Annotated in this window: 20 protein-coding genes and 1 pseudogene; 13 read left to right on the top strand and 8 right to left on the bottom strand. The window is 66.1% G+C overall.

Annotation, left to right across the window (positions count from 1 at the left end; genetic code table 11):
* Nucleotides 1-155 precede the first annotated feature (155 nt).
* The 6 genes from G6N61_RS16380 (at nucleotide 156) to G6N61_RS16355 (ending at nucleotide 6,024) form a co-directional block, all read left to right on the top strand.
* Complete coding sequence (locus G6N61_RS16380; RefSeq protein ID WP_163919464.1) at nucleotides 156-659, top strand: helix-turn-helix domain-containing protein; 504 nt, start codon at nucleotides 156-158, stop codon at nucleotides 657-659.
* Nucleotides 660-1,226: 567 nt separating this feature from the next.
* Nucleotides 1,227-2,081, top strand: a complete 855-nt coding sequence (locus G6N61_RS16375) for a glycoside hydrolase family 26 protein (RefSeq protein WP_163919463.1) — start codon at nucleotides 1,227-1,229, stop codon at nucleotides 2,079-2,081.
* Nucleotides 2,078-3,319 carry a PP2C family protein-serine/threonine phosphatase gene (locus G6N61_RS16370; protein ID WP_163919462.1) on the top strand — a complete coding sequence of 414 codons (1,242 nt, stop codon included), beginning with the start codon at nucleotides 2,078-2,080 and terminating at the stop codon, nucleotides 3,317-3,319. The genes G6N61_RS16375 and G6N61_RS16370 overlap by 4 nt, the downstream gene beginning before the upstream one ends.
* Nucleotides 3,316-5,292 carry a glycosyltransferase gene (locus G6N61_RS16365; protein ID WP_163919461.1) on the top strand — a complete coding sequence of 659 codons (1,977 nt, stop codon included), beginning with the start codon at nucleotides 3,316-3,318 and terminating at the stop codon, nucleotides 5,290-5,292. The genes G6N61_RS16370 and G6N61_RS16365 overlap by 4 nt, the downstream gene beginning before the upstream one ends.
* Nucleotides 5,292-5,627: an STAS domain-containing protein gene (locus G6N61_RS16360; protein ID WP_163919460.1), complete on the top strand. Its 336-nt coding sequence runs from the start codon at nucleotides 5,292-5,294 to the stop codon at nucleotides 5,625-5,627. Before G6N61_RS16365 ends, G6N61_RS16360 begins: the two co-directional genes overlap by 1 nt.
* Entirely contained in the window at nucleotides 5,620-6,024 is a 405-nt protein-coding gene (locus G6N61_RS16355) for an ATP-binding protein (protein WP_163919459.1), read from the top strand. Before G6N61_RS16360 ends, G6N61_RS16355 begins: the two co-directional genes overlap by 8 nt.
* 7 nt (nucleotides 6,025-6,031) lie before the next feature.
* Here the strand turns inward: G6N61_RS16355 and G6N61_RS16350 are convergent, their stop codons facing one another.
* Nucleotides 6,032-7,015 (bottom strand): glycoside hydrolase family 26 protein, encoded by a 984-nt coding sequence (locus tag G6N61_RS16350; RefSeq protein ID WP_163919458.1) that lies wholly within the window; start codon nucleotides 7,013-7,015, stop codon nucleotides 6,032-6,034.
* 36 nt (nucleotides 7,016-7,051) lie between these two features.
* Here G6N61_RS16350 and G6N61_RS16345 point away from each other — a divergent pair, with 36 nt between their 5' ends.
* A complete protein-coding gene (locus G6N61_RS16345; protein WP_163919457.1) occupies nucleotides 7,052-7,429 on the top strand; it encodes a hypothetical protein in 378 nt (125 codons plus the stop codon).
* A gap of 124 nt (nucleotides 7,430-7,553) precedes the next feature.
* Here G6N61_RS16345 and G6N61_RS16340 read toward each other — a convergent pair whose 3' ends face one another.
* Both G6N61_RS16340 and G6N61_RS16335 read right to left on the bottom strand, forming a co-directional pair.
* Nucleotides 7,554-8,648 carry a zinc-dependent alcohol dehydrogenase gene (locus tag G6N61_RS16340; protein WP_163919456.1) on the bottom strand — a complete coding sequence of 365 codons (1,095 nt, stop codon included), beginning with the start codon at nucleotides 8,646-8,648 and terminating at the stop codon, nucleotides 7,554-7,556.
* Nucleotides 8,641-9,672, bottom strand: a complete 1,032-nt coding sequence (locus G6N61_RS16335) for a Gfo/Idh/MocA family protein (protein WP_264076648.1) — start codon at nucleotides 9,670-9,672, stop codon at nucleotides 8,641-8,643. Before G6N61_RS16335 ends, G6N61_RS16340 begins: the two co-directional genes overlap by 8 nt.
* A gap of 51 nt (nucleotides 9,673-9,723) precedes the next feature.
* Between G6N61_RS16335 and G6N61_RS16330 the strand changes: the two genes are divergently transcribed.
* Together G6N61_RS16330 and G6N61_RS16325 are read left to right on the top strand one after the other, a co-directional pair.
* The gene (locus tag G6N61_RS16330; RefSeq protein WP_220101427.1) at nucleotides 9,724-10,764 is read left to right on the top strand and encodes a glucosyl-3-phosphoglycerate synthase; all 1,041 of its coding nucleotides are present in this window, start codon (nucleotides 9,724-9,726) and stop codon (nucleotides 10,762-10,764) included.
* Nucleotides 10,761-11,921 (top strand): glycosyltransferase, encoded by a 1,161-nt coding sequence (locus G6N61_RS16325; protein WP_163919454.1) that lies wholly within the window; start codon nucleotides 10,761-10,763, stop codon nucleotides 11,919-11,921. The genes G6N61_RS16330 and G6N61_RS16325 overlap by 4 nt, the downstream gene beginning before the upstream one ends.
* An 8-nt stretch (nucleotides 11,922-11,929) precedes the next feature.
* Here G6N61_RS16325 and G6N61_RS16320 read toward each other — a convergent pair whose 3' ends face one another.
* The 5 genes from G6N61_RS16320 to G6N61_RS16300 all read right to left on the bottom strand — a co-directional run bounded on the left by G6N61_RS16320 (nucleotide 11,930) and on the right by G6N61_RS16300 (nucleotide 16,669).
* Complete coding sequence (locus G6N61_RS16320) at nucleotides 11,930-13,921, bottom strand: SpoIIE family protein phosphatase (RefSeq protein WP_163919453.1); 1,992 nt, start codon at nucleotides 13,919-13,921, stop codon at nucleotides 11,930-11,932.
* Between the two features lie 297 nt (nucleotides 13,922-14,218).
* Nucleotides 14,219-14,419: a hypothetical protein gene (locus G6N61_RS16315; protein WP_163919452.1), complete on the bottom strand. Its 201-nt coding sequence runs from the start codon at nucleotides 14,417-14,419 to the stop codon at nucleotides 14,219-14,221.
* Between the two features lie 15 nt (nucleotides 14,420-14,434).
* Nucleotides 14,435-15,307: a hypothetical protein gene (locus tag G6N61_RS16310; protein WP_163919451.1), complete on the bottom strand. Its 873-nt coding sequence runs from the start codon at nucleotides 15,305-15,307 to the stop codon at nucleotides 14,435-14,437.
* 213 nt (nucleotides 15,308-15,520) lie between these two features.
* Nucleotides 15,521-15,769 carry a hypothetical protein gene (locus tag G6N61_RS16305; RefSeq protein WP_163919450.1) on the bottom strand — a complete coding sequence of 83 codons (249 nt, stop codon included), beginning with the start codon at nucleotides 15,767-15,769 and terminating at the stop codon, nucleotides 15,521-15,523.
* Between the two features lie 9 nt (nucleotides 15,770-15,778).
* Entirely contained in the window at nucleotides 15,779-16,669 is an 891-nt protein-coding gene (locus G6N61_RS16300) for a hypothetical protein (RefSeq protein ID WP_235887140.1), read from the bottom strand.
* Nucleotides 16,670-17,392: 723 nt separating this feature from the next.
* Between G6N61_RS16300 and G6N61_RS16295 the strand changes: the two genes are divergently transcribed.
* The 4 genes and pseudogenes from G6N61_RS16295 to G6N61_RS31135 all read left to right on the top strand — a co-directional run bounded on the left by G6N61_RS16295 (nucleotide 17,393) and on the right by G6N61_RS31135 (nucleotide 21,397).
* Nucleotides 17,393-17,980: a hypothetical protein gene (locus G6N61_RS16295; protein WP_163919449.1), complete on the top strand. Its 588-nt coding sequence runs from the start codon at nucleotides 17,393-17,395 to the stop codon at nucleotides 17,978-17,980.
* Nucleotides 17,981-18,755: 775 nt separating this feature from the next.
* Nucleotides 18,756-18,998 (top strand): hypothetical protein, encoded by a 243-nt coding sequence (locus tag G6N61_RS16290; RefSeq protein ID WP_163919448.1) that lies wholly within the window; start codon nucleotides 18,756-18,758, stop codon nucleotides 18,996-18,998.
* Between the two features lie 344 nt (nucleotides 18,999-19,342).
* Nucleotides 19,343-19,693, top strand: a pseudogene (locus tag G6N61_RS31140) (bifunctional DNA primase/polymerase); the annotation flags it as partial.
* Between the two features lie 204 nt (nucleotides 19,694-19,897).
* A complete protein-coding gene (locus tag G6N61_RS31135; protein WP_308215001.1) occupies nucleotides 19,898-21,397 on the top strand; it encodes an AAA family ATPase in 1,500 nt (499 codons plus the stop codon).
* The last annotated feature ends 2 nt before the right edge of the window (nucleotides 21,398-21,399 follow it).

Genomic DNA, 21,399 nt, shown 5'->3' with positions numbered 1-21,399 from the left:
CACGCCGATGGCTGTCGCGAATTGGTCGCGAGCCGAGCCTCCCTTGGTCCCAGTCCTACGTGTATGCGTTTGAGCCTACACCTATGCGTGCTTGCACGCATAGTGCGATGCATGTAATCATGAGGTCGTCCGGCGGGCTAGGGAGGTCAGGGGTCATGGCAGACGATCTGGCGGGCGAGACGTCACCCGAATCCGGTGCCGGGGTGCCATACGCTGACCCGGTGACACCGGGCGCAGAACCACAGGCTGGCGCGACATGGTGGCGCTACGTGGTCACGGTGACGGGCGACGTCAGCCAGAAGGAGATCGCCAACGCCACGGGCATCGACCAATCGAGCATCTCGCGCTGGCAGCGTGGCACCAGTACGCCTCGGGCCGAGGCCGTCGTCGCGCTCGCGCGGGCGTATGGCCGGTCGCCGGTGGAGGCCCTGGTCGCCGCGGGTTACCTGTCCAGCACCGAAGTGGGCGTCGTCGAACTCACGACTCTGACCGGCGATCTCACCGGGGTGTCGGTCGACTCGCTGCTGAACGAACTACGTCGCCGGGTCCTCGCTGCCGGCGGTCAACAGTCGGAGAGTTGGCCGGTTGGCTGGTCCTCCGACAACCCGGCAGTCAGCGGGCCGGAGGACGTCCAGGAGAGCGGCGACCTCATTGGTTGACAGGTCGTCGGGCCGCACTCGCGACATGACGCGTTGCAGTTCACCGCGCAATCCGGACGAGCGAAACGCCTCGTCCGTCGGCACGTAGTCGACGCCGGCATCGACGTCGTGGGTGTCCTGCGACCGAACGGTGTCGGACATACCATTTCCCCGTTTCCCCCGTGCCACTCGTGCGCTCCATGAAATCGAGCCTCTTATCGCAGCGAACCCGTCCGCTGCGCCGCCTCAATAGTGCGCTCTCCGTTGACGCTTGCGCAAGCAATCTCGAAATGCGGCAACTTGATGCAGGTATGGCAACTGAAATGATCACCTAACGGGCTGTCCAGAACGTCTTTTGCAAACATCCGCAAATTAGCCAGACCATTCGTCGGCAAACTAAATAACGGGTCCATCGACTGCGGGTGAACGTCATTGCCTGCAAATTAAGCAACACACGCGCGTTGACCTTGAAAATACTGGGTCCGAAATCCCCGACCTGCCCCTGCCGGGTGCCACGCGTTTGGCCTACGCTCGCGTTCCCCGGTGCCTAAGGTTGCCTCGGTGTCTGCCGGAAGAGGTGGGATGCGCATGGACCGACGTCTGCGCTTTGGAGTCAGCACGCTCGGAGGAGCATGGGGGCTCGACGAGGTCGCAGATATCGCCGCGGCGGTGGGTCGCCGGCCCGACATGGTGCTGTGGTTCGAGGACTTCGCCGCGGGGCCGCCGGTGCGTGAGATCGGGAGGGTTGCCGCGACGGGCGCGATGCCGGTGATCACCTGGGAGCCCTGGCTGTGGCGCACGGACCGGCAACGCGACGCCGGTGCGCTCGTGCCCCAGATCGTCGCCGGTGAGCACGACGCCCACCTGATCGCGTGGGCCGATGCCCTTGCCGGAACCCAGTCCCCGGTAATGATTCGCCTTGCCCACGAGTTCAACGGGGACTGGTATCCGTGGTCCCCGGCCGGCGGCACCGCACCGGAGGTCTACGCCGACGCGTGGCGTCACGTCCACGACCTGTTTCGAGCCCGAGGGGCCGACCGCGTGCAGTGGATGTGGGCACCCGACGCAGCCAACTCCACCGACCACGCGCTGGAGGCGTGGTACCCGGGCGACGCATACGTCGACGTCATTGGAATAGACGGCTACAACTGGGGAATCACCCAACCATGGAGTCGCTGGATGCCGCCGACGGAGATCTTCGCCCCGACGCTCGCCGCGGTTCGGCAAATCGCCGACAAGCCGGTTCTGATGGCAGAGGTGGGCTGCGCAGAGGCGGGCGGCGACAAGGCGCACTGGATCGGCGAGTTCATCGAGTGGCTGACCGCCGAGGACGTGGCCGGCTTCGTCTGGTTCGACCACGACAAGGAAACCGACTGGCGGATTCGCAGCACGCCCCGATCCGCTGCGGCGATGGCCGCGGCACTGAGTGAGGTCGAGACATGACGGTCGAGGCTCTTCGAGCGAGCTGGGAGCTACCGCCTGAGGTCGAGGACGCGCGAGTGCGCTCACTCGCGCAGTTGCAGCTGCTCGACTCGCCGCCCGACGACCGCTTCGGCCGGATCACGCGGATGGCCCGCATCGCGATCGGCGTGCCGATGGCCGCGGTGGCCCTCGTCGACCGGGATCGGCAGTTCTTCAAACAAGTCGACAACCTCGACATCGGCATCAATCTGCCGCGCACGAAGACCATCTGTCAGGCCACGATCGCGCGGACCTACGAGAGACCGGACGACCCGGCGTTGATCATCGAGGACGCGGCCGCCAGGCCCGAGTTCGCGATGGTCCCCGGCGTCGGACAACCGGGTGGCATCCGGTTCTACGCCGGCTATCCGCTGTACGGACCCGGTGGCCATCCGGTGGGGACGTTCTGCATCTACGACACCGAGCCGCGAGTTCTCGACGACCAGCAACTCGAGACCTTCAACGAACTCGCCGCCTGGGCGCAGCGTGAACTCGAGCAGTCCGACGACCTGGAGCGAGCAGCCGACGTGCAACGCCACCTGCTGCCGCTGGCCATCGGCGACCTCCCGGGTTACTCCGTGTGCGCGATGTGCCTGCCGGCGTACGCCGTGGGTGGCGACTTCTACGACCACTATGCGATCGAGGGCGGCGCGGCGTTCACCGTCGCCGACGTCATGGGCAAGGGCCTGGGTGCCGCGATCCTGGCGGCCAGCGTCCGATCGGCGTTGCGCGGCGCGTCCCGCGCCGTCGACGAAGTCGAGTGCAGCACCGACCCCGCCGACGTCGTGAACTCCGTGGCGGACCTCCTCGCCGACGACCTCGGGCGCACCGACACCTTCGTCACCCTCTTCCATGCCCACCTGGACACGACCAACGCCACCGTCCGCTACGTCGATGCCGGGCACGGCTTCGCCGTCGTGGTGCGCGCCAACGGCCGGGTGGACGGGCTGGACAGCGTTGGGCTCCCACTCGGCGTCCTTCCCGGCGATACGTGGAAGGCCGGAGAGGTCGCGCTGGGGGAGGGCGACAGCCTGATCATCGCCTCCGACGGCGTACTGGACCTGATCGGCGACGGCAGCGACGTACGGCCCGCGCTGCAGTACGTCGCCCGCCACGCCGAACCGGCCGACCTGTGCGGGCGGGCGCGTGAGATGGTCGCCGAGAAGGCGCCGCTGGACGACGTGACGCTCGTGGTGGTGCGGCGAGAGCCGACTGGATGAGGCATCAGCTGCCGGATACGCCCAAGGGGAAGTACCCGTCACCCTGGTTGCGGTTGCTGATCCTGTGCACTGCGCTGCTCGGCATCAACTACATCCTCTGGCGGTGGCTGGCGTCGATCAACTGGGAGGCCTGGTGGATCGCGGTACCGCTGGTGGTCGCCGAGACCTACAGCGTCATCGACTCCCTGCTGTTCGGGTTGACGATGTGGAAGGTGTTGCGGCGCAACCCCGCTCCGCCACCTCCCGACGATGCCACTGTCGACGTGTTCATCACCACCTACAACGAGCCGGTCGACATGGTCCTCGAGACGGCCGAGGCGGCGCAACGCATCCGGTTCCCGCATTCGACGTGGATCCTCGACGACGGGGACCGTCACGAACTCGCCGCTGCCGCAGCCGAACGCGGCATCGGCTACATCACCCGCTCGGCGAGCTGGACCGCCGACAAACCGCGTCATGCCAAGGCCGGCAACCTGAACAACGCGCTGTTCGAGACCGACGGCGAATACATCCTCGTGCTCGACGCCGATCAAGTGCCGGAACCGGACATCCTCGACAAGACCCTGGGCTACTTCCGCGACCCCTACATGGCGCTCGTCCAGACGCCGCAGTACTTCCACAACGTGCCGTTCAGCGATCCCCTGGGTAGTCAGGCCCCACTGTTCTACGGTCCGATTCAGCAGGGCAAGGACGGCTGGAACGCGGCGTACTTCTGCGGCTCGAATGCCGTGCTTCGCCGTGAGGCGTTGATGCAGTTGGGTGTTCGCGGATACGTCCGCGCGGTCGAGGACGGCATCAAGCGAACGCTGTACGCCGCCCGCAAGATGATCAGGGCCGCGCGGAAACAGGCCGGCTCCGACCAGCCCGAAGTGGCCGCTGCGCTGGAGTCGGTGCTGCAGGCCGTGCGCGACGCGCGCCGTCAGCTCCGGGACAAACGCGAGCTGGCGGACATCACCTTCGGCTTCCAGCAGCGGGTGGACGCGGCCGCGCGCACGATCGTCGACTCCGACGTCACCGCCATGCGCGCCGACCTCGAGATCATCGCCGCACTGGGCGAGAATCTCGAGAACACTGCGACCGCAGTAGTGTTCGATGACGATGCGCTCGAATCGCTGGCCGGCCGTGAGTGGTCACCGCTGGGTGCGATCGAGTCGATCAGCGCGATGATCCGCGCCGTCGACGTGGGCCGCGACGACGAGGCGCAGCCCATGCTGCCGATGGCGACGATCTCGGTCACCGAGGACATGGCGACCTGCATGCGCCTGCACGCCATGGGGTGGCGCTCTGCCTACCATCACGAGGTCCTCGCCCGCGGCCTGGCGCCCGACGACGTGCGGACGATGCTGACTCAGCGGCTGCGGTGGGCGCAGGGGACCGTGCAGGTGATGCTGCGGGAGAACCCCTTCGTGCAGAAGGGGCTGTCGATCGGTCAGAAGTTGATGTACTGGTCGACGATGTACAGCTACCTGGCGGGTTTCGCTGCGCTGGCCTACTTTGCCGCCCCGGCCATCTATCTGATCTTCGGCGTCCTGCCGGTGTCGGCGTACAGCTGGGACTTCTTCGGCAGGCTGATCCCGTTCCTGCTCCTCAACCAGCTGATGTTCATCGTCATCAGCCGCGGCACCCCCACCTGGCGGGGACAGCAGTACAGCCTTGCCCTGTTCCCGGTGTGGATTCGTGCGTGCTACACCGCGTTCCTGAACGTGGTCTTCGACCGGCCGTTGGGCTTCGCGGTGACACCCAAGACGCGCCAGGACGTCGGCGCCATCCCGTGGCACCTGGTCAAGTGGCAGCTCGTCGTCATCGTCGTCCTGGTGATCGCGTCGATCATCGGCATCGTGCAGCTGTACTTCGGCGCCATCTCGGTGCTGGGCGTCGGGGTCAACGTGTTCTGGGTTCTGTTCGATCTGTTGATACTCAGCGTGGTGTTTCAGGCGGTGCGGTACCGCGGGCACCAGCCGGAAGGAGAGTGATGAGTCATTACGAGACGCGTACAACGGATTCGGGTGTGACCGTGGTGCGCCCCGATGGGCGTCTGAACATGGTTGCCGCGCCGGCTCTGCGCAAGCAACTCCACGAACTGGTCGAAGGAGGCAACGCGCGCGTCGTCGTCGATCTGAGCGCCACCGAGTTCATCGACTCCTCGGGTCTTGGCGCACTGATCTCGGGCCTCAAGGTCGCCCGCCAGGCCGGCGGCGACCTGCGCATCGCCGCTCCCACCAAGCAGGTCGTCACGGTGCTCGAGCTGACGAATCTCAATCGCGTGCTGCGCGCGCATGATTCAGCCGACAGTGCGTTCGATGACTGAATCGGTGGTGCTGGACACCACGACCGGGCCGGACACCCTCGACGAGATCCAGGCCACGCTCGACCGGCTCTGGGAATCCCACGACGTCGACGACGTGGTGCGCATGCACATGGACCTCGCGGCCGGCGAGATCGGCGCCAACATCGTCGAACACTCGGGTGGAAATCAGCCCATCCGGCTGCGCCTGGAGGTCGAACTCCTCCCCGACGTCGTGCGGGCGACGTTCTTCGACGAAGGACACCCCTCGCCCGTCGACCTGGGCGGCGTCCGCATGCCCGACGAGATGTCCGACCGTGGACGAGGCCTCGCGATCGCACACCGGGTGCTCGACGAGCTGTCCTACCGCCGGGGCCGGGACGGCAATCACTGGACGCTGGTGCGCAGCCTCGAGCCCTAGAACGTCGTCAGCCGGACGACTGCTTGGCCACCGCTTGCTTGAACGCCTCCTGCGCCTGAGGCGACGAATTGAACCGCCAATCCCGCTCTTTGACGGCCTGGAACCAGACCAGGCCGCGCACCCGCTCCTGGGTGGCGAGGAAGTCGAACAGGCCGTAGATCCAATCCGCCTTGTCCGTTCCCGAAACGGGCCCCTCGGCGCTGGCCGTCTCGGCGATCAGGATGTCGTGCTCCCCGTCCACGCCGCGAAGCCGGTCGAGCGCCTGACCGAAGACGTCGCCCGGCGAACGCCACGATTTTCCGTCTCCGTCGCCCCAGTTGTAGCCGTCCAGTCCGAGCACCTCGACGCTGTCCACACCGGGGAAGGCGGCCACCATGTCGTCGGCACCCTCGGAGGTGGCGTCGGGGCACCACATGAACGAGACGCGGTCGGCCTTGGCGATGACGAAGCGCTCTCGGATGTGCTTCCATGCCGCGACGGAGTCCTTGGCGGTGTTGCCGTTGACGCCGACCGACCACGGATAGTGCGGGGCATTCATCTCGTGGTTGACCCGCAGGATCACCGGCTGCCCCCAGCCGGCCAGCTCGCGCGCCCACCGATCCAGTTGGGCGTCGAAGTCACCGGCCGTCACGCGGCGCAGTGCGTATGCGGGTTGCTCGACGCCCGCACCGGGCTGCCACATCTCGAGCGTGAGGATCGGCAGGGCGCCTGCGGCCTGGGCCGCGCCCAGCTTGGCGAAGGGAACCGGATCGTCGATTGCCGCGAACTGGAGCAGGTAGCGCGGTGGTGCCCCGGCCATCTGGGTGACCACGGACAGTGCGCTCGACCCGGATGAGTCGTCCGGCAGGAACACGCCCCAGCTCACCGGATGTGCCGGTACGACACCGGACGATTGAGCCGCGGGCTGCGAGGCGCATCCCACGCCGAGCCACAGCGACGCCGCCAACAGGCCCGTGACGAGCCGACGCGCGTAGCGCCGCGTCGCAATCATCCGCCGGGCGGGGGTGGGGGTGCCGTCACCGTCGTCGTGCTGACCGTCGTACTGACGGAGGTGCTGGTGACCGTGCTGGTCACGGTGCTCGTGGTGGTCGATGGCTCCTGCGACGTGGTCGTCTCGATGGTGGTCGTCGGCGTTGCCGAGACGGTGCTGGTCTCGGTGACCGTCGTCGTCTCGGTGGTCGGTGCTGCACTGCGCGGGGTCGTCGTCGCCGACTGGGTGATCGGGGTCAGCGAGGTGTTCGAGGTGGTGTCCGCGTCGTCGGCGTCGCTGCCGAAGACCGACCACACGATCAGCGCCAACACCAGCATGCTCAGCGCACCGGCGGCGAACATCGCGCCGGGAGTCCGGTACCAGGGCACGGGTTGCTCGGGCAACGGCTCCTGGGGTGGCCGTTGGCCGCGGTAGCCGCCGGTCCCGTCGTCGTAGTACCCGCCATCCCCCGGTGGACCGTAGTTCGAGCCAGGTGGGCCGTAGTTCGACATGTTTGCTGATGCTAGTCCGGTGCCCGCCGGCGTCACCCAATCTTCGCTCAGGTGAACACGAGTTGCAGCCCGGCGTGCCGACTGTTGGCCAGTCGGACCAGGGTCTCCGGCGCCTCTGCCAGGGGCGCAAAGTCGGTGATGACGTGCCTGGTGATGTCGTCGCCGTAGGCGGCCAGCAGCGCCAACGTCTCGGCGCTGAGACGTTCGCGGTCCCACAGATGGCTGGTGCCGCGCGGCACCCGTCCGATCTGTGAGCAGCGCAGGCTCAGTCCGTTGTGGTGGAACTCTTCACCTAGTCGCACGTCCTCGGATCCCCCCGGATAGAACGCCAGGTCGATGACGGTCCCCTGGGGGCGCAGCAGGCGCAGCGCCAATGCCAATGCGCTTGCCTGGCCACGACATTGGAACACGACGTCGGCTCCGCGGTCACCGGCCGCGTGACGCCACCGGCTCTTCAGGGTGACGGCTGGGTCGACGTCGTCGGGGTCGATCACCTCCAGGCCGAGGTCGGTCGCGACGCGGCGGCGTGCCGGGGTGGGCTCGACCACCACCACTGATGCGGCGCCGTGCAATCGGGCGAACAGGCCGGTCAGCAGACCCACGACGCCGGCGCCGGTGATGGCGACCCGGCGACCGCGCACCCCGTCGGCGAGACTGCGCACGTCGGCGCCGTGGACGTCGGCAGCAGCGTGCAGGAGCGCGTTGGCGCAAATCGGTCCCATGTGTGCGGCGAAGATGCCGAGCACCGGATCGAGTGAATCGGGCAGTTTCACGAAGCGGTCGGCCAGCGCGTCGGCGCGGTACGCGCTGCGGTGCCCGTAGGTCATCGCGACGAGATCACCTTGCTGCACAGCCGATATCGCGCTGTTCGTGACCCGACCGACCTGCATGTAACCGAACTTCTCGATTGGATAGCCCACGTCTGGGTCGCCCGGCATGAACAGGCCCAGCTCGGAATCCCATCTGCGGTGCAGGGCGGGGTTCGCGCCCTTGACCCAGCTGAGGTCCGTGCCGGTCGACAACCCACTGAACACGGTCTCGACGTCGAACTGGCCGTCGTGTACGGGCGGCGGCGGTGGATCGTCGCGCAGCGTGACGACACCGCGGCGCTCGACCACGACGGTGAAGGCCCGGTCAGTCATGGAGCCTCACAGGACGACCGTTCGCGCCGGAATCCGCAATGGCGCAGGCGAGTTGGTGAGTCCGCAGCGCTTCGTCGTAGTCCACCAGAATTCCCTCGCGAGCCGTCCCGTTGCCGACCACGGCGTCGATGAAGGCGCGATCCGCGGCCAGCTTGGCGTCATCGGGCGCCAGACTGTGCTCCACGGGTCCCTGCGCCGTCGTCGCGACGACGCGGTCTTCGTGAATCGCAATCGACAGGCCGTCGGCGTGTAGTTCGAGACCCGCCCGATGCTTCCAGTCCAAGCAGCATGCGGCGGACACGGTCCCAACCGCTCCGGAGCGAAGCTTCAGGATCGCGACGGTTGCTCCGTCGACGTCGGCGCCCGGAGTGCCCGGCGGCGTGGAGTTGGCGTAGGCGTCGACCTCGACGACGTCGCCACACAGCATCCGCAGCAGGTCGAGTACGTGCACCGCCTGTTCGACGACCTGACCACCCGACATCGCCCGCTTGCTCCACCACGGCACTGGCGGTACGCGGTCGATCCACGACCCCACCGCCAGCCGAACCGGTCGGCCGTCGAGTAGTTCGCGGACGAGGTCGACGGCAGACGAGTACCGCCAGTGATGACCAACCGAGGTCACCACACCGGCCTTGCGCGCCGCGTCGGCTATGCGCTGGGCGGTCGGCAGGTCGGCCGCCAGCGGCTTCTCGACGAACACTGCGGTGCCCGCGCCGAGCAGCCGTTCCTCTATGGGGCCGTGGACGTGCGGGGGAACGCAGACGTACACCGCATCCGGCGATGCGTTCAGGACTGCGTCCAGATCCGACACCGCAGCGGCGCCCGTCATCTCGGCAAAGGACTGTGCCGTCGCCGCAACGGGGTCCGTCACGGCGACGATCCGCACGTTCTCGAGTTGGGCGAGTTGACGCGCGTGTCGCACGGCAACCCCACCGGCTCCTACGAAGCCGACTGTGCAGCGATTCAATGTTCGATCTCCCCGGTTCGGCGATGTGCACCGGATACCCAGACCGGGGGCCGACACTCCACCCCTAGGGGTGGATTCGACGCCGACGTCAATGGCTACCCCAATGACATGCTGGATGCAGACGAACACGCTCCTGCTGGCGTGGACCCCGAGATGTGGGACTGGCTGTCACGGCGCTCCAGTCGCGGAACGTCGTGGACGCTGCAACGGGTCGTGCGCGCCAAGGGCGCCAGGCGGATCAGCGTCGTGCTGCCCGCCCGCGACGAGGACCAGACCGTCGGGGACATCGTCACCCAGATCCGTCGTCGGCTCGTGGAGGACGTCTGCCTGGTCGACGAACTCATCGTCATCGACTCCAGATCGTCCGACGAGACTGCCGCGGTAGCGGCGTCAGCCGGGGCCACGGTGTATCACCAGGACGAGATCCTGCCCGAACACCCGCGAATGGACGGCAAGGGCGACGCGTTGTGGAAGGGACTGGCGGCCAGCACCGGCGACATCGTGCTCTTCGTCGATTCGGACCTACGCGACTTCACGACGGACTTCGTCGTCGGACTGCTCGGCCCACTGCTCTGCGAACCGGGCGTGATGTTCGTCAAGGCGCACTACCTTCGCCCGCTGAAGACCGACCAGCTGACCGTCCCCGGCGGAGGCGGTCGGGTGAGCGAACTGGTCGCGCGGCCCCTGATCAACATGTTCTGGCCACGTCTGGCCGGCTTCGTCCAGCCCCTGGCAGGCGAGTACGGGGGTTATCGGCATGTGCTGGAACGGATTCCGTTCGTCACCGGCTATGGCGTCGAATTCGCCATGCTGATCGACCTACTCGACCTCGTCGGGCTGGACGCGCTCGCACAGGTCGATCTGGGCACGCGGACCCACAGTCACCAAGACATCGAGGCGTTGGGGCGCATGGCCGCTCAGATCATGCAGACCGCCAACGCGCGCCTCGGGCGCGAGTACATCGGTGTCGACGGAGTGCCGACCTCGCGGTGGCTCACCCAGTTTCGCCACGACACGACGACTCCCGTACACCACCAACTGGTGGTCTCCGACGTCGCCGTGCAGGAGAGACCGCCCCTGGCGGACGTGCGCGCCTTCGTGGGCACCGCGCCTGCCCTGAGCACCTCGACGTTCATGGACCAGCCATGAGTCCGACGGTGTTGATCAACGCCGGACCGTGGCTGACGGTTCCGCCGACGGGCTACGGCGGTATCGAGAACGTCATCGCCACGCTGATCCCGCAGCTACGCCGGCGCGGAGTGCGTGTCGTCCTCGCCACCGTGGGTCAGAGCAGCCTCGACGTCGACGAGCGGATTCACGCGTTCGACGAGCCGCAGTTCGCGCACATCGCCGAGCCCTACAACGACGTCGCCGGTGTCGCAGCCGCGCACCTGCAGCGCGTCGTCGCCGAACTGCGATGCCGTTCGGACATCGACCTGGTCCACGACCACATGGAGGTTCTCGGTCCGAGCGTGCTCACCGCCATGGGCGCCGATCGACCGGGGGTGCTGCATACCCTGCACTGGGACCTGACCAAGCACCGCGCCTTCTATGGCGGCTTCGGCAGGCACGAGCACTTCTACGTGAACGGCGTGTCAGCCTCGCAACTGCGGTTCGCGCCGGATGCGCTCCGTCGCCACAGCCTCGGGCACGTCCACCTGGCCACCCCGCTGGCACAGGACGCCACCCGTCGGGCGAATCCGGCCAAGGGCAAGCATCTGGTCCTCGTCGCGCGAATCAACCGGCGGAAGGGTCAGCACGTCGCCGCTCGCCTGGCGCAGCGGTGTGGCTGGGAGTTGGTGCTCGCCGGGCCCATCGGGCCGTTCACCGGGCCGGAGGAACTCGTCGCCGCACCGAATGCGGATCGTTACGCCGACGTCCGGTACTGGCGCGAGGAGGTCGCTCCCTACGTCGACGGTGACCGGGTGCGGTGGATCGGGAACGTGGAGGGCGTGGAGCGTGATCACCTCGTCGCGACCGCGCGGGCGACGCTGTTCCCGGTCTGCTGGGACGAACCGGGCGGTACCGCAGTCACCGAGTCGCTGGCGCTCGGCACGCCGGTGGTCGGTTACCGCCGTGGCTGTCTGCCCGAACTCGTCGAGCCCGGCACGGGCCTACTCGCCGAGTACGGGGACGAGACCGCGCTGGCACAGCTGGTCGACTGCGTCGACGATCTCGATCCCGCCCAGTGCCGCGCAACGGCCGAACGGCGGTTCGCTCCGGACGTCATGGCCGCGGCCTATCTCGAGCTGTACGAGCGATGCATTGCCGGTTCGACGGCGGGCGCACGCCCGGCATATGCCTGAGCGCTGTCTCAACCCGTCGGCGTCGGAACCTCCAACAGCTCTCTGCGGAGCACGACGGCGGTCACGTCATCGCGTTCGAGATCGACGTTCGCGCCCGCACAGAGCGCGTCGACGAGTGCCTGGGGATCGGCGCCACAATCCTGTGCGCACCGTGCGACGGCGTCGCTGAGTTGCTGGACCGAGCCACCCCACATGTCCAGGACTCCGTCGCTCACCAGCAGGATCGCGTCCCCGGGATTCAGCGCGCCTTGCCTTTCGTGCCAGCCGCTTTCCAGCCCCATCGGAAGGTCGGCAGACGCGACGCGCTCCACGCGGTTGGATCCGCTGCGGACGACGAAGTGCAGTCCGTGGCCGGCGTCGGCGAATCGGAAGTCACCCGTGGCGAGGTCGATCAGCACGTAGGTCAGGGTGACGAACGCGCTGGTGCGTTGCAGGTCGCGGTCGATGACGTCGGCAGCACGGCTCACCGCCGTGGACGGACTGACGTCCAGGTCGTTGGCGCGCAGGGCCGCCCTCGTCGCCGCGGCCAGCATTCCGGCGCCCATGCCCTTGCCCATGACGTCGCCGAGACTGAGGACCGCGTGCGGCGCCTGCACGCGGATGTCGTAGAAATCTCCGCCGACCTGGCGGGCGGGAACCGACACCGCCCCTGAACTCCAGCCGGGCGTGCTCGGGAACTTCCCGGGCAACAGGGCCCGCTGCACCTCGGCTGCGCGCATGAGTTCGGCCTGTTCGAGGCGGCGTGCCCGCACCGCTTCGGTGATGTCGTAGAACTGCAGGGCCACGGTGTGGCCGGCCGACTCGACGCTGATGAGAGACATGCTGACATTGAGGATGCGGTCGGCGGCGGTGGTCAGGGTGAGGCGGGCGTTGCCCTCGGTCAGCGCGTCCATCTCCGCCGAGAGCACGCGGATCGCATCCTCCCCCAACAGGGCCTTCAGTGAGGTGGAGGACTCACCGAGTCCGGGGAGGATGGCCTCCGCGGACGCGTTGGTCTGCGTCACCTGCCATCCCGTCGCCTCGCGGGTGGCAATCACCATGCCGGCGACGGAGGTCTCGAAGATCGTCCTGAACAGTTCCTCCCGTTCGGCCAGCCGCAGAGCGGTGCGCTGCTCGAGCCCCACGGCCAACGAGAGCAGAAGGAACACCACCATGATCGACAGCAGGAAGGTCTGCAGCACGACGACGCCGGTGTCCTCGCCCAGGCGATCGAAGGCGAACGGGCCGCGGTTCACTGCACTGCCGGTGTAGGCGATGATCGCGACGCCCAGCATCAGCCAGATCAGTTGTCGGGTCGACAGCCGCACCGCCGCCCACAGCAGGGGAATGAAGGGGAGGAAGGACAGCGGCATCCCTGGGGTGAAGGTGAAAACGAACGCAGTCACGCCGAGCACCAACGCGATCTCGGCGACGATCTCCGGCAGCCGTGCCTGACGCGCGCGGCCGGGAAGCTTCATGAACAGCGGCGCCAGCAGCAGCATGCCCGCCGCGTGCTTCGGCACCGCCGTCACCAGTCGCGTCCAGGCCTGCGACGAGTCGGCCAGTAGATAGGTGGCGGTGGACCCGACCAGGTCGTAGACGACCGCGGCCGCCAGGATGGCGATCAGCAGGCGGCCCAGGTCTCGCGGGTTGCCCAGCGCGGGCGTGGTGTCCGACCGGCCACGCAGCAATATCGCCCCGATCGCCATCTCGATTCCGCCTGCCATCGACAAGGCGACGGCCAGCTCGAGAGGCCGTCCCGCCCACAGCAGGAGCGGGAACGTGATGGCGGCGACCGCGGTTGCGATCACCCAGGTGTAGCGAAGCGGGATGCGTAGGCCCAGTCCGAGTGCGATACCTGCCGCGGGCCACCATGCCGTCGACACCAGTGCCGTCGGTTGGGTCACCAGCGACAGCCAGCCGGCGATCAGCACTGCGACGAGGGATCCGACGATGAACACCGTGGTCGATGCCTGCCGGCTCAGCCGCGGCCCTGCCTGCGTACTCGGGTGAGCGACCATTCGCTCACTATTCCCGACGGACGCGCAGCAAACTGACGAAAGAGAAAGTTAGACGAGGAGTCGGTGAGCCGTGGAGCCGATGACGGGAATCGAACCCGCGTATTCAGCTTGGGAAGTATCTTCGACGCCCGAACGCGTGAGCGATAAGCGCCGGTCGGAGGAGTGCTATCCGTCGATGTCTGACCTGATCAGCGAAAGTTTCGGTACGGGTCTCGGACGCCTCCGGTACGACCCCCGTTCGCCCTCGGTTCGGCTGCGTCTACGGGACCGATACGGGACCATCGAACACGGCCTCAATCAGACGCCTGGCTTCTTGCCCGTCCGACTGAGGAGCGGCACCCTGTAGGCGCGCATCGCAGTGGCAACGTCCTTCAAACCTTCCGTGCTGCCGGTCTTGAGCACGACGAAAGCCAAGAACACGAGGTACGCGAGGAAACACAGCCCGGCAATGACGGGTACTGCGGCCATCGCCAGCCCCACCCACATGGCGACCTCCACGCGCCTCTCAGCCCCTCAGTCGCCGTCGACAGGCAACGGCGCAGGGGCCTCTTTGGCAGCGGGCTTCAACAGCTGCTCCATTTTCGCTGCCACCTCGGCCATGTCCGCCATTAAGGCGTAGATAGCGGGCGGCATTGCCTTCGGCGTCCTTATGACAAATTCGATCTCGCCACCGTCTATCGGCCATGTCTGGCGTAGCGCGACCGGGATTTCTGGCCCGCGTTCGGCCTCGGCCATCAGGCGACGCTGGATCTGCTGTCCCTCCCACACTTGTTCCAGTGCCGACGGGCTCTCCGAGGACATCGGGGCGGATGGCGATCCGGTAGTGACTGGCTCGTCCTCAGACTGTTCAGCGCCTTTGAATGCTTTGTCGCGTGGCGAGAGCACGAGTCTCGTGCCGTCATAGCGGCCTAGGCCTGCATATACGACGCTATCTGTAAAGGACTCGATGAACTTGTCCGCCTGATCGGTGGAGACGCCGTGACGCATGACGACCACATTGCGGAGCCGTTGCTCTTCGAGCGGAGTTTCCTTTGCGCTGTCGGCATAGAGCATGCCAAAGACGCGGCAGGACTCGAACGCCGCCAAAAGCAGTTGCGACGACGGCGATTCCAAAACCAGCTGCTGTGCTAACTCGCTGAGCGTCACACGGCTGCTGTCACCGCGTGCGATGAGGCCCCAGTCGCGCAACGCGGCCAGCTTTGTACGGAACGCGCCGCTGTTCGCAGTCTGATGACCTAGATAGGCAGCGGCGGCATCGTGGCTGTGATCGGCACCGTGCTGCCCGATAGCGACGATGGCCTCTACCGACTCCCTCAGCGAAAGCTGCGGGAACCCTGTTCCGCGTTTCTTCGGCTGCGCGTTGGAGGAACCTGCGGGTTCACTCATACTGATTCTCCCGTCGATGGACAGGATATCAGTCTACAAACAAACTAATGAACTCGCAATACTTACTCGACTACCGCGCTACGGACACCCGGACACATGCCTTCACCTGCGTTCCGCCGAAGCGGACGGTGTGCGAAAGGCGGAAGCAGGGCTGCCGGTCACGAGGCAGAGGATGGCAGACCCTGCCCCGTGACCGGGCCGATTGAGGGTGCCTCAGCCGACGCGCTCGCCGGGGTAGCCGCGCGGCGGGTCACCCGGACGCCAGCGGGCCTCTCGCACCCGCACACTGAAATCGTCGCTGCGGGCGAGTTCGACCGGTGGGCACTTCGCCCGATACACACCGCCCTCGCGAATCGGCGCGGTCTCCTTGCCGGGAGCGACCGGCCCCGGCCCAAGACCGAACTCAGACTTGTCGCGGTAGTCCTTCTCAGGGTCGCGCGAGAGGCGGTAGTTGTCGAGCATGTCCGGCCCCTACGTCTGGATGGCGGGCGCGGTGTATGAGCCGTTCGTCGTCACCTGCATGACGACGGCTGCGCCTCGGTGCCGAACGCCGACGCCGAACCCGCGCGCATAGAAGCTGTCCGTCAGGGGATACGGGCCACGACCCGGGATATGGCGCAGCCCCTGATACGCCGGATTGATGTGCTCGCGGAAACCGATGGGGTTGCGGTCCGAGTCGAGCCCGCCCGTCGCCGCAACGATTACGTACCCGGACGGCACGTAGTGCGACTCGATGAGCCAGGCGTCGCCGTAGCTGCCGAGTACCTGGAGCCCTTCGAACTCGCTCGGCGCGACCGCGCCAACGAGGTGCTCAGTGGTGAAGTAGGCCGGGGCGGCCTGCGACGGCACGAAGTCGAACTTGGGCACCTTGCCGGCGGCGTACTCGACGCCCGCCCGCCAGAACGTCATGTCCTCAATCTCGTTCGGGTGGGCGAGGATGATCAACTGTCCGCCTTGGTTGCCGAACCGACCGTAGCCGTGTTCGGTGATGTGGCGGATCATATCCTCGATGTCCTGCGAGTCGATATGCGTCGAACCGGACGTCAAGTAGTGAGTGTGGTTGCCGTCAAACGACTTTCCGAGGTGCGCGGGCGGGACCATCGAGTCGCCCGACCACAACCCGTAGCAGGTATGCTGCCACTCGTTGAATCGCGGCGCGGGGTCGAGCAGGCGGCGCAAGATCGTGCCGCTGACGAGACGGTTGTCGGCCTCGAAGATGCGCGTGATTTGCGCCTCGACCTGCTCGGCGGTAGCACTGCGGAGGAACTTCCACGAAGCCGACAGGCGCTTGTCGTAATCCTGGAAATTGTAGCCGAGGCGCAGGTAGTCGGCGGGCTCGCGCAAAGCGGTCGGAATGCCCATTTCCGTTGCAATCTCGAAGGATTCGCCCGCGACGCTCTGTGGATGACGTCAGCGACCGCCGTCGTCGGACACGAAAGCAGCCGCACGATCGTGGAGCGGTGCTCGTTGTAGACGCCCAGGGCCGCTTGGATCTCGTTCCAAATGTCGTTGAGGTTGACGCCATCGCTCGTTTCGTTGACGAGCACGTCGCCCGCGACGCTTACGCCCTTGCGTCGCCCCTCACCGCCCCAGATGTGCAGCGTTTCCACAGTATTTGACATCTTGCAATCCGTTCGTCGAGTAGCCGTTTCGCCCGAGGGTAGCCCCGAGACGAGGGAAGGCGCTCGAATAGCGTTACAGCACAGAGCTATTGGTACGAACTGCAGTCGTCTTAAGTCGGCTTAGGTACGGAATCGAACGTAAACTAGACGTACCGACGAAAAGGCGAAGCGAAATGGCGAGAGTGGAAGTACCCGTGCGTGTGCCGGACCCGCCAGCGCACCTGGACGTGTCCCCAGTCCCGGACAAGACGATCGCTGATGCGGTGGCCTGGTACGCGACTATCGGCGTCCCGGTTACCGAGCGATGGATAAAGACGGTAACCGACCGGCGAGAGCTGTCCTGTCGAATCGTCGCGGGACGGCGCATGTACGCGACCGAGGAACTGTGGCGATTCATCGTCACCCGGCCCACCCGTACAGCCGGGGCGGCTCGCTACAAGAATACGAAAGGCAATCGAACGGCATGAGCATTAACGATTCTGAACTGATCGCGAAGTACGGCATGGACCTACCGCCCGACCCGAACAACCCCATCATGGACGCGATACAGGTGGTCGGGCGAACCCGCACCCTGGTAACCCGCGAGACAGACGACACGGCTTGGCTTTTCGATCCGTCCTGGAGTCCCGCCATGTGGGCACTCGCCGACAGCACGATGCGTGACATGAGGCGACGGTTCGGCGATCGCATCGAGGCGGCGGCGGATAGTGACACGTTCCTGTACTACCCGTGCATCCCGAACCTCTACGTCTACGACGACGCCATGGAGCGCTTCTCGTACATGATCACGACCCGCGTGCCAATGCCTCATGCGGTTGGAGAGCGAGGCTGCGACGTACAGCTTGCGCCCGAGGGGTGCAGCGGGCGCGCCGTGTATCTGCCGCTTGAGCGGGGCCAGTTCATCGTGGTCTTTGGCATTTGTCGGTCCTGCGACGCCTGGGTGCGGGAGACAGCCGAGGTTCGGTTTCGATCGAACGTCATCGGCGCGCAGGTACACCTTCCACCGGGCGCGCGTATCGACCCCGGCTCACCGGTCCCGCCGACGCCGTAGACGGCGGCGCGAGGGCCGCTCATCGCGGCCGAGAGGCGATGCGGGCCGTTCGGCGAGGGATCGGACGGGTAGGGCGAGGCATCCGTCTAAGAGCCGGACGAGACCCACATGAATCCTCAAAGAACAACTCAGACAGCTCTTAAATATCTGCGGTTCCCTGACCGTGGTGTCCGCAGGATCGGCCTGCGACGCGCGTTGGAAAGGGAACACATGACGACGACCGATGACGGCGGTAGTCGCCGCCAATGATGTGGGAACGAGATGGCGACCCTATGCGTAGCCGGTTCACGACAGGCGGGGGTTACCTTGCCTACGAGTTCGTAGATCAGGAGCGACAAGCACAGCTACTCGCGGAGCTTCGACAGATCATCGACCGTGAGCTGACCTACGTGCCCGGAGAATGCTTTGTTCAAATCAACCTGGAGGTCAAGGTGCCGTAGCAATCAAAGCTGTTACGCCGCAGTAATTCTCGATCGTCGCGTACGTCGGCGCGAGCGCGGCGGTTCCGCTACGATAGAACTACGACGCGGCGACGAGCCGCCGGGATAACTGAATAACCCGTCTTTTGTGACGAGCATCTACGAGTGCGGTCTGGAATATGACCCAAAAGGGTAGTAGGGGCTCTGATCTAAGCGAGGTAGATGTAGTCGCAGAGCTTCGGCAGGGCGTCCTCGGAGAGACAAACCCAATCTGTACGAACGACGTGCAGACCGAGTTTGCCTCTCCAAGGGCGCTTTTGGCATCTTCGGAGAGCACCACCCGAAGGAACTGCGAGATGGACGACGACGAGAAGCCGACCCTGAACGAGCAGGAACTGTACGAGTACCTGCACTATGACGAGGGCCTGCCAGTAACCCGGCGCGCGATCAAGTACGCGGTGCTACGCCGCGAGATTCAGCCGACCCGCCTTGGCGGCGGCAACTTCTACAGCAAGCGCGACGGCCTCGAATGGGTCAAGTCGCGTAAGCAGACTGGCGTCTATCGTGCGCCCGAAAACCGGGCGGCGGTGGGTGAGTGAGGGCCGGAACGCCTGTTGCCCGGTCAGCCGATTAGGCCAACCGGGCAACAGAACAACCCACCGAGGAAAGGGACGTGCATGCTGAGGAACGTGAACGACCCGCGACCCGTAGGACGCGACGATGAGTCTACCGAACGACCCGACGCCGAAAGTCGCTACGCAACAACGAGAATGATCGGACCAGCGGCAACAGCGCATCTGAGCTACCGGACGTAACCGATCTGACTAACGCAGAGGCCGCGCAGATGTATGCGAAGGCGGGCTTCCACATCGTGCCGATCAAACCCGGCACGAAGAACCCCGGCAGCTACCTGGGGCAGGGTTGACCGGCCAGGGCGACCGACGACCTTTCGATTGTGCGCGAATGGTGGGAGCGATGGCCCGATGCGGGGATCGCGTCACACGTCGGCGGGTGCGGGCTTGTCGTCGTTGACGTTGATGTGCCCGAGAACGTCCCGGACTGGCTATCGACGTTGCTTCAGTCGGCAGTGTTCCGACGCACCACAACGGACCCCGACAACAAGCGCGGCCACTACTTCTATCGCCTTCGGCCAGGCGAGGTATTCGGCTGCGGGCTTGGCCGACTCAAGCCGCCGAAGGGCGAGCGCTGGGGTGAGGTGAAGTGCTACGGCGGGGCGGTCGTCCTCGGACCCACTCAGCACCCGCGCGACGGCGGGCACTACGCGACCGCGCCGGGCGGCGCGTTGTCGTTCCTCCCCGCTGAGATCGCGCAAGGGTTGAACGCGCCTGACGTGAACCGTGTGGGACCCGTCGATGCTGGCGAGCTAGCGGCGAGGGTGAAGGCGTTCCTCGGGACGCACACCGACAACGACTCGCCGCAGGCCCTGGAGCCGATCTGCAAGTCATTCGACACGACGCCGAGTAATCGACACTCCAGCATGTGGGATGCGCTGTGCTGGGCGATGCGGGAGGCCAAGGCGGGTCGATTCTCCGCGACGGATGCGGTGGATGCCCTACGGGAGCGGTGGACTGACGCGATAGGTGGTCAGTACCGGGGTCGTGATCCTGACGAGTTCGACCGGATGTTGCGGGACGCCGTTGCTGCAGCCGATGCGGACGGCACGTGTGAGGAGCTTGCGGCACGGGCGCACGGGTTCACTGACGCAGAGACCTGTCGCGTAGCGCTGGACGTTATTGACAGCTGGGCGCCAACGATAATGAATGCGCCGAACGACGCGAGCGATCGGAGCCCGTCATGGGCACCGGTGGACGTGCGAGCCGCGCGCGATAGTCGATCAGTCTTGCTACCAACCATTCTGACGCGGGCGGATGGGCCGTGCTTGTTCTACCGAGGCCGCATCCATTCCGTTCACGGCGAGACTGAGTCGGGCAAGTCATGGCTCGTTCAGTGCGCGACGGCGGAATGCCTCCTGATCGGAGAGCCGGTGCTGTACCTGGACTTTGAGGATGAGGCCGGGGCGGTTGCGGAGCGGTTGATTCGGTTGGGCGTGCCTGTCGATGTCGTCGAGAACCCGGCTCTGTTCGTGTACGTCCACCCTGAGACGCCGCCGACGACTGAACGCGAGAGACAGGCGTTCGATGCGTTACTCAATGGCACCTACAGCCTCGCGGTGGTTGACGGCGTGACGGACTCGATGGCTCTGTTCGGCCTATCGGGGATGGACGCTGACGACGTAGCGCGATGGCATCGCGAGCTACCGAAGGCAGTCGCGCACCGCACGGGCGCGGCAGTGGCTTGCGTGGATCATGTCGCCAAGGACTCCCAGACCCGTGGACGGTTCGCGCTCGGCAGCCAGCACAAGATTGCTGGGTTGAGCGGCGCGGCGTACGTCGTGGAGATGGAGCAGCCGTTTGCAGTTGGCCAAGCGGGCCGCGCGAGCGTCCGCGTCGGCAAGGACAGGCCGGGGCGGGTGCGGGGCTTAGGTACTCGGTGGCGGAAGTCTGATCGCACCCAACACGTCGCGGACCTTCTGTTGGATTCGACCGACACTGACCGGACGGTGTGGGCGTTGGACCCGCCCTCGCGTGGTGGCGTGTCGACCGACACGGACGGCAAGCCGAGCAAGGGAGCTTTTCGACCGACGTGGTTCATGGAGCAGGTCAGTCGCTACTGGGAGGAGACCGACGACCCGGCCAAACGCACGAACAGCAAGACAGTCGATGCGATGTGCGCCGAACGCAAGGAGCAGGGCAAGACCCAGCACCGAAACATGTGGCGTGAGGCCATCAAAGTTCTTGAAGCCGAGGGGTTCGCCGGCAGCGAGGATGGCCCGCGCGACAGCTTGGTCTACTCGGTAGTGAAACCGTATCGGCAGCATGATGATCCGCTGAGCGATGAGTATGCCGAGGCGGGTGGACAGGACGTCGACAACTGGAAAGTTCAGCTGAAGAACGACCACGAAGGTGGCGAGGGATGACC

It is taken from the genome of Mycolicibacterium arabiense, from assembly GCF_010731815.2.
Taxonomy (GTDB): Bacteria; Actinomycetota; Actinomycetes; order Mycobacteriales; family Mycobacteriaceae; genus Mycobacterium; species Mycobacterium arabiense.
The sequence above is the reverse complement of the archived record's forward strand: the minus strand, read 5'-3'. Positions and strand labels throughout refer to the sequence as shown.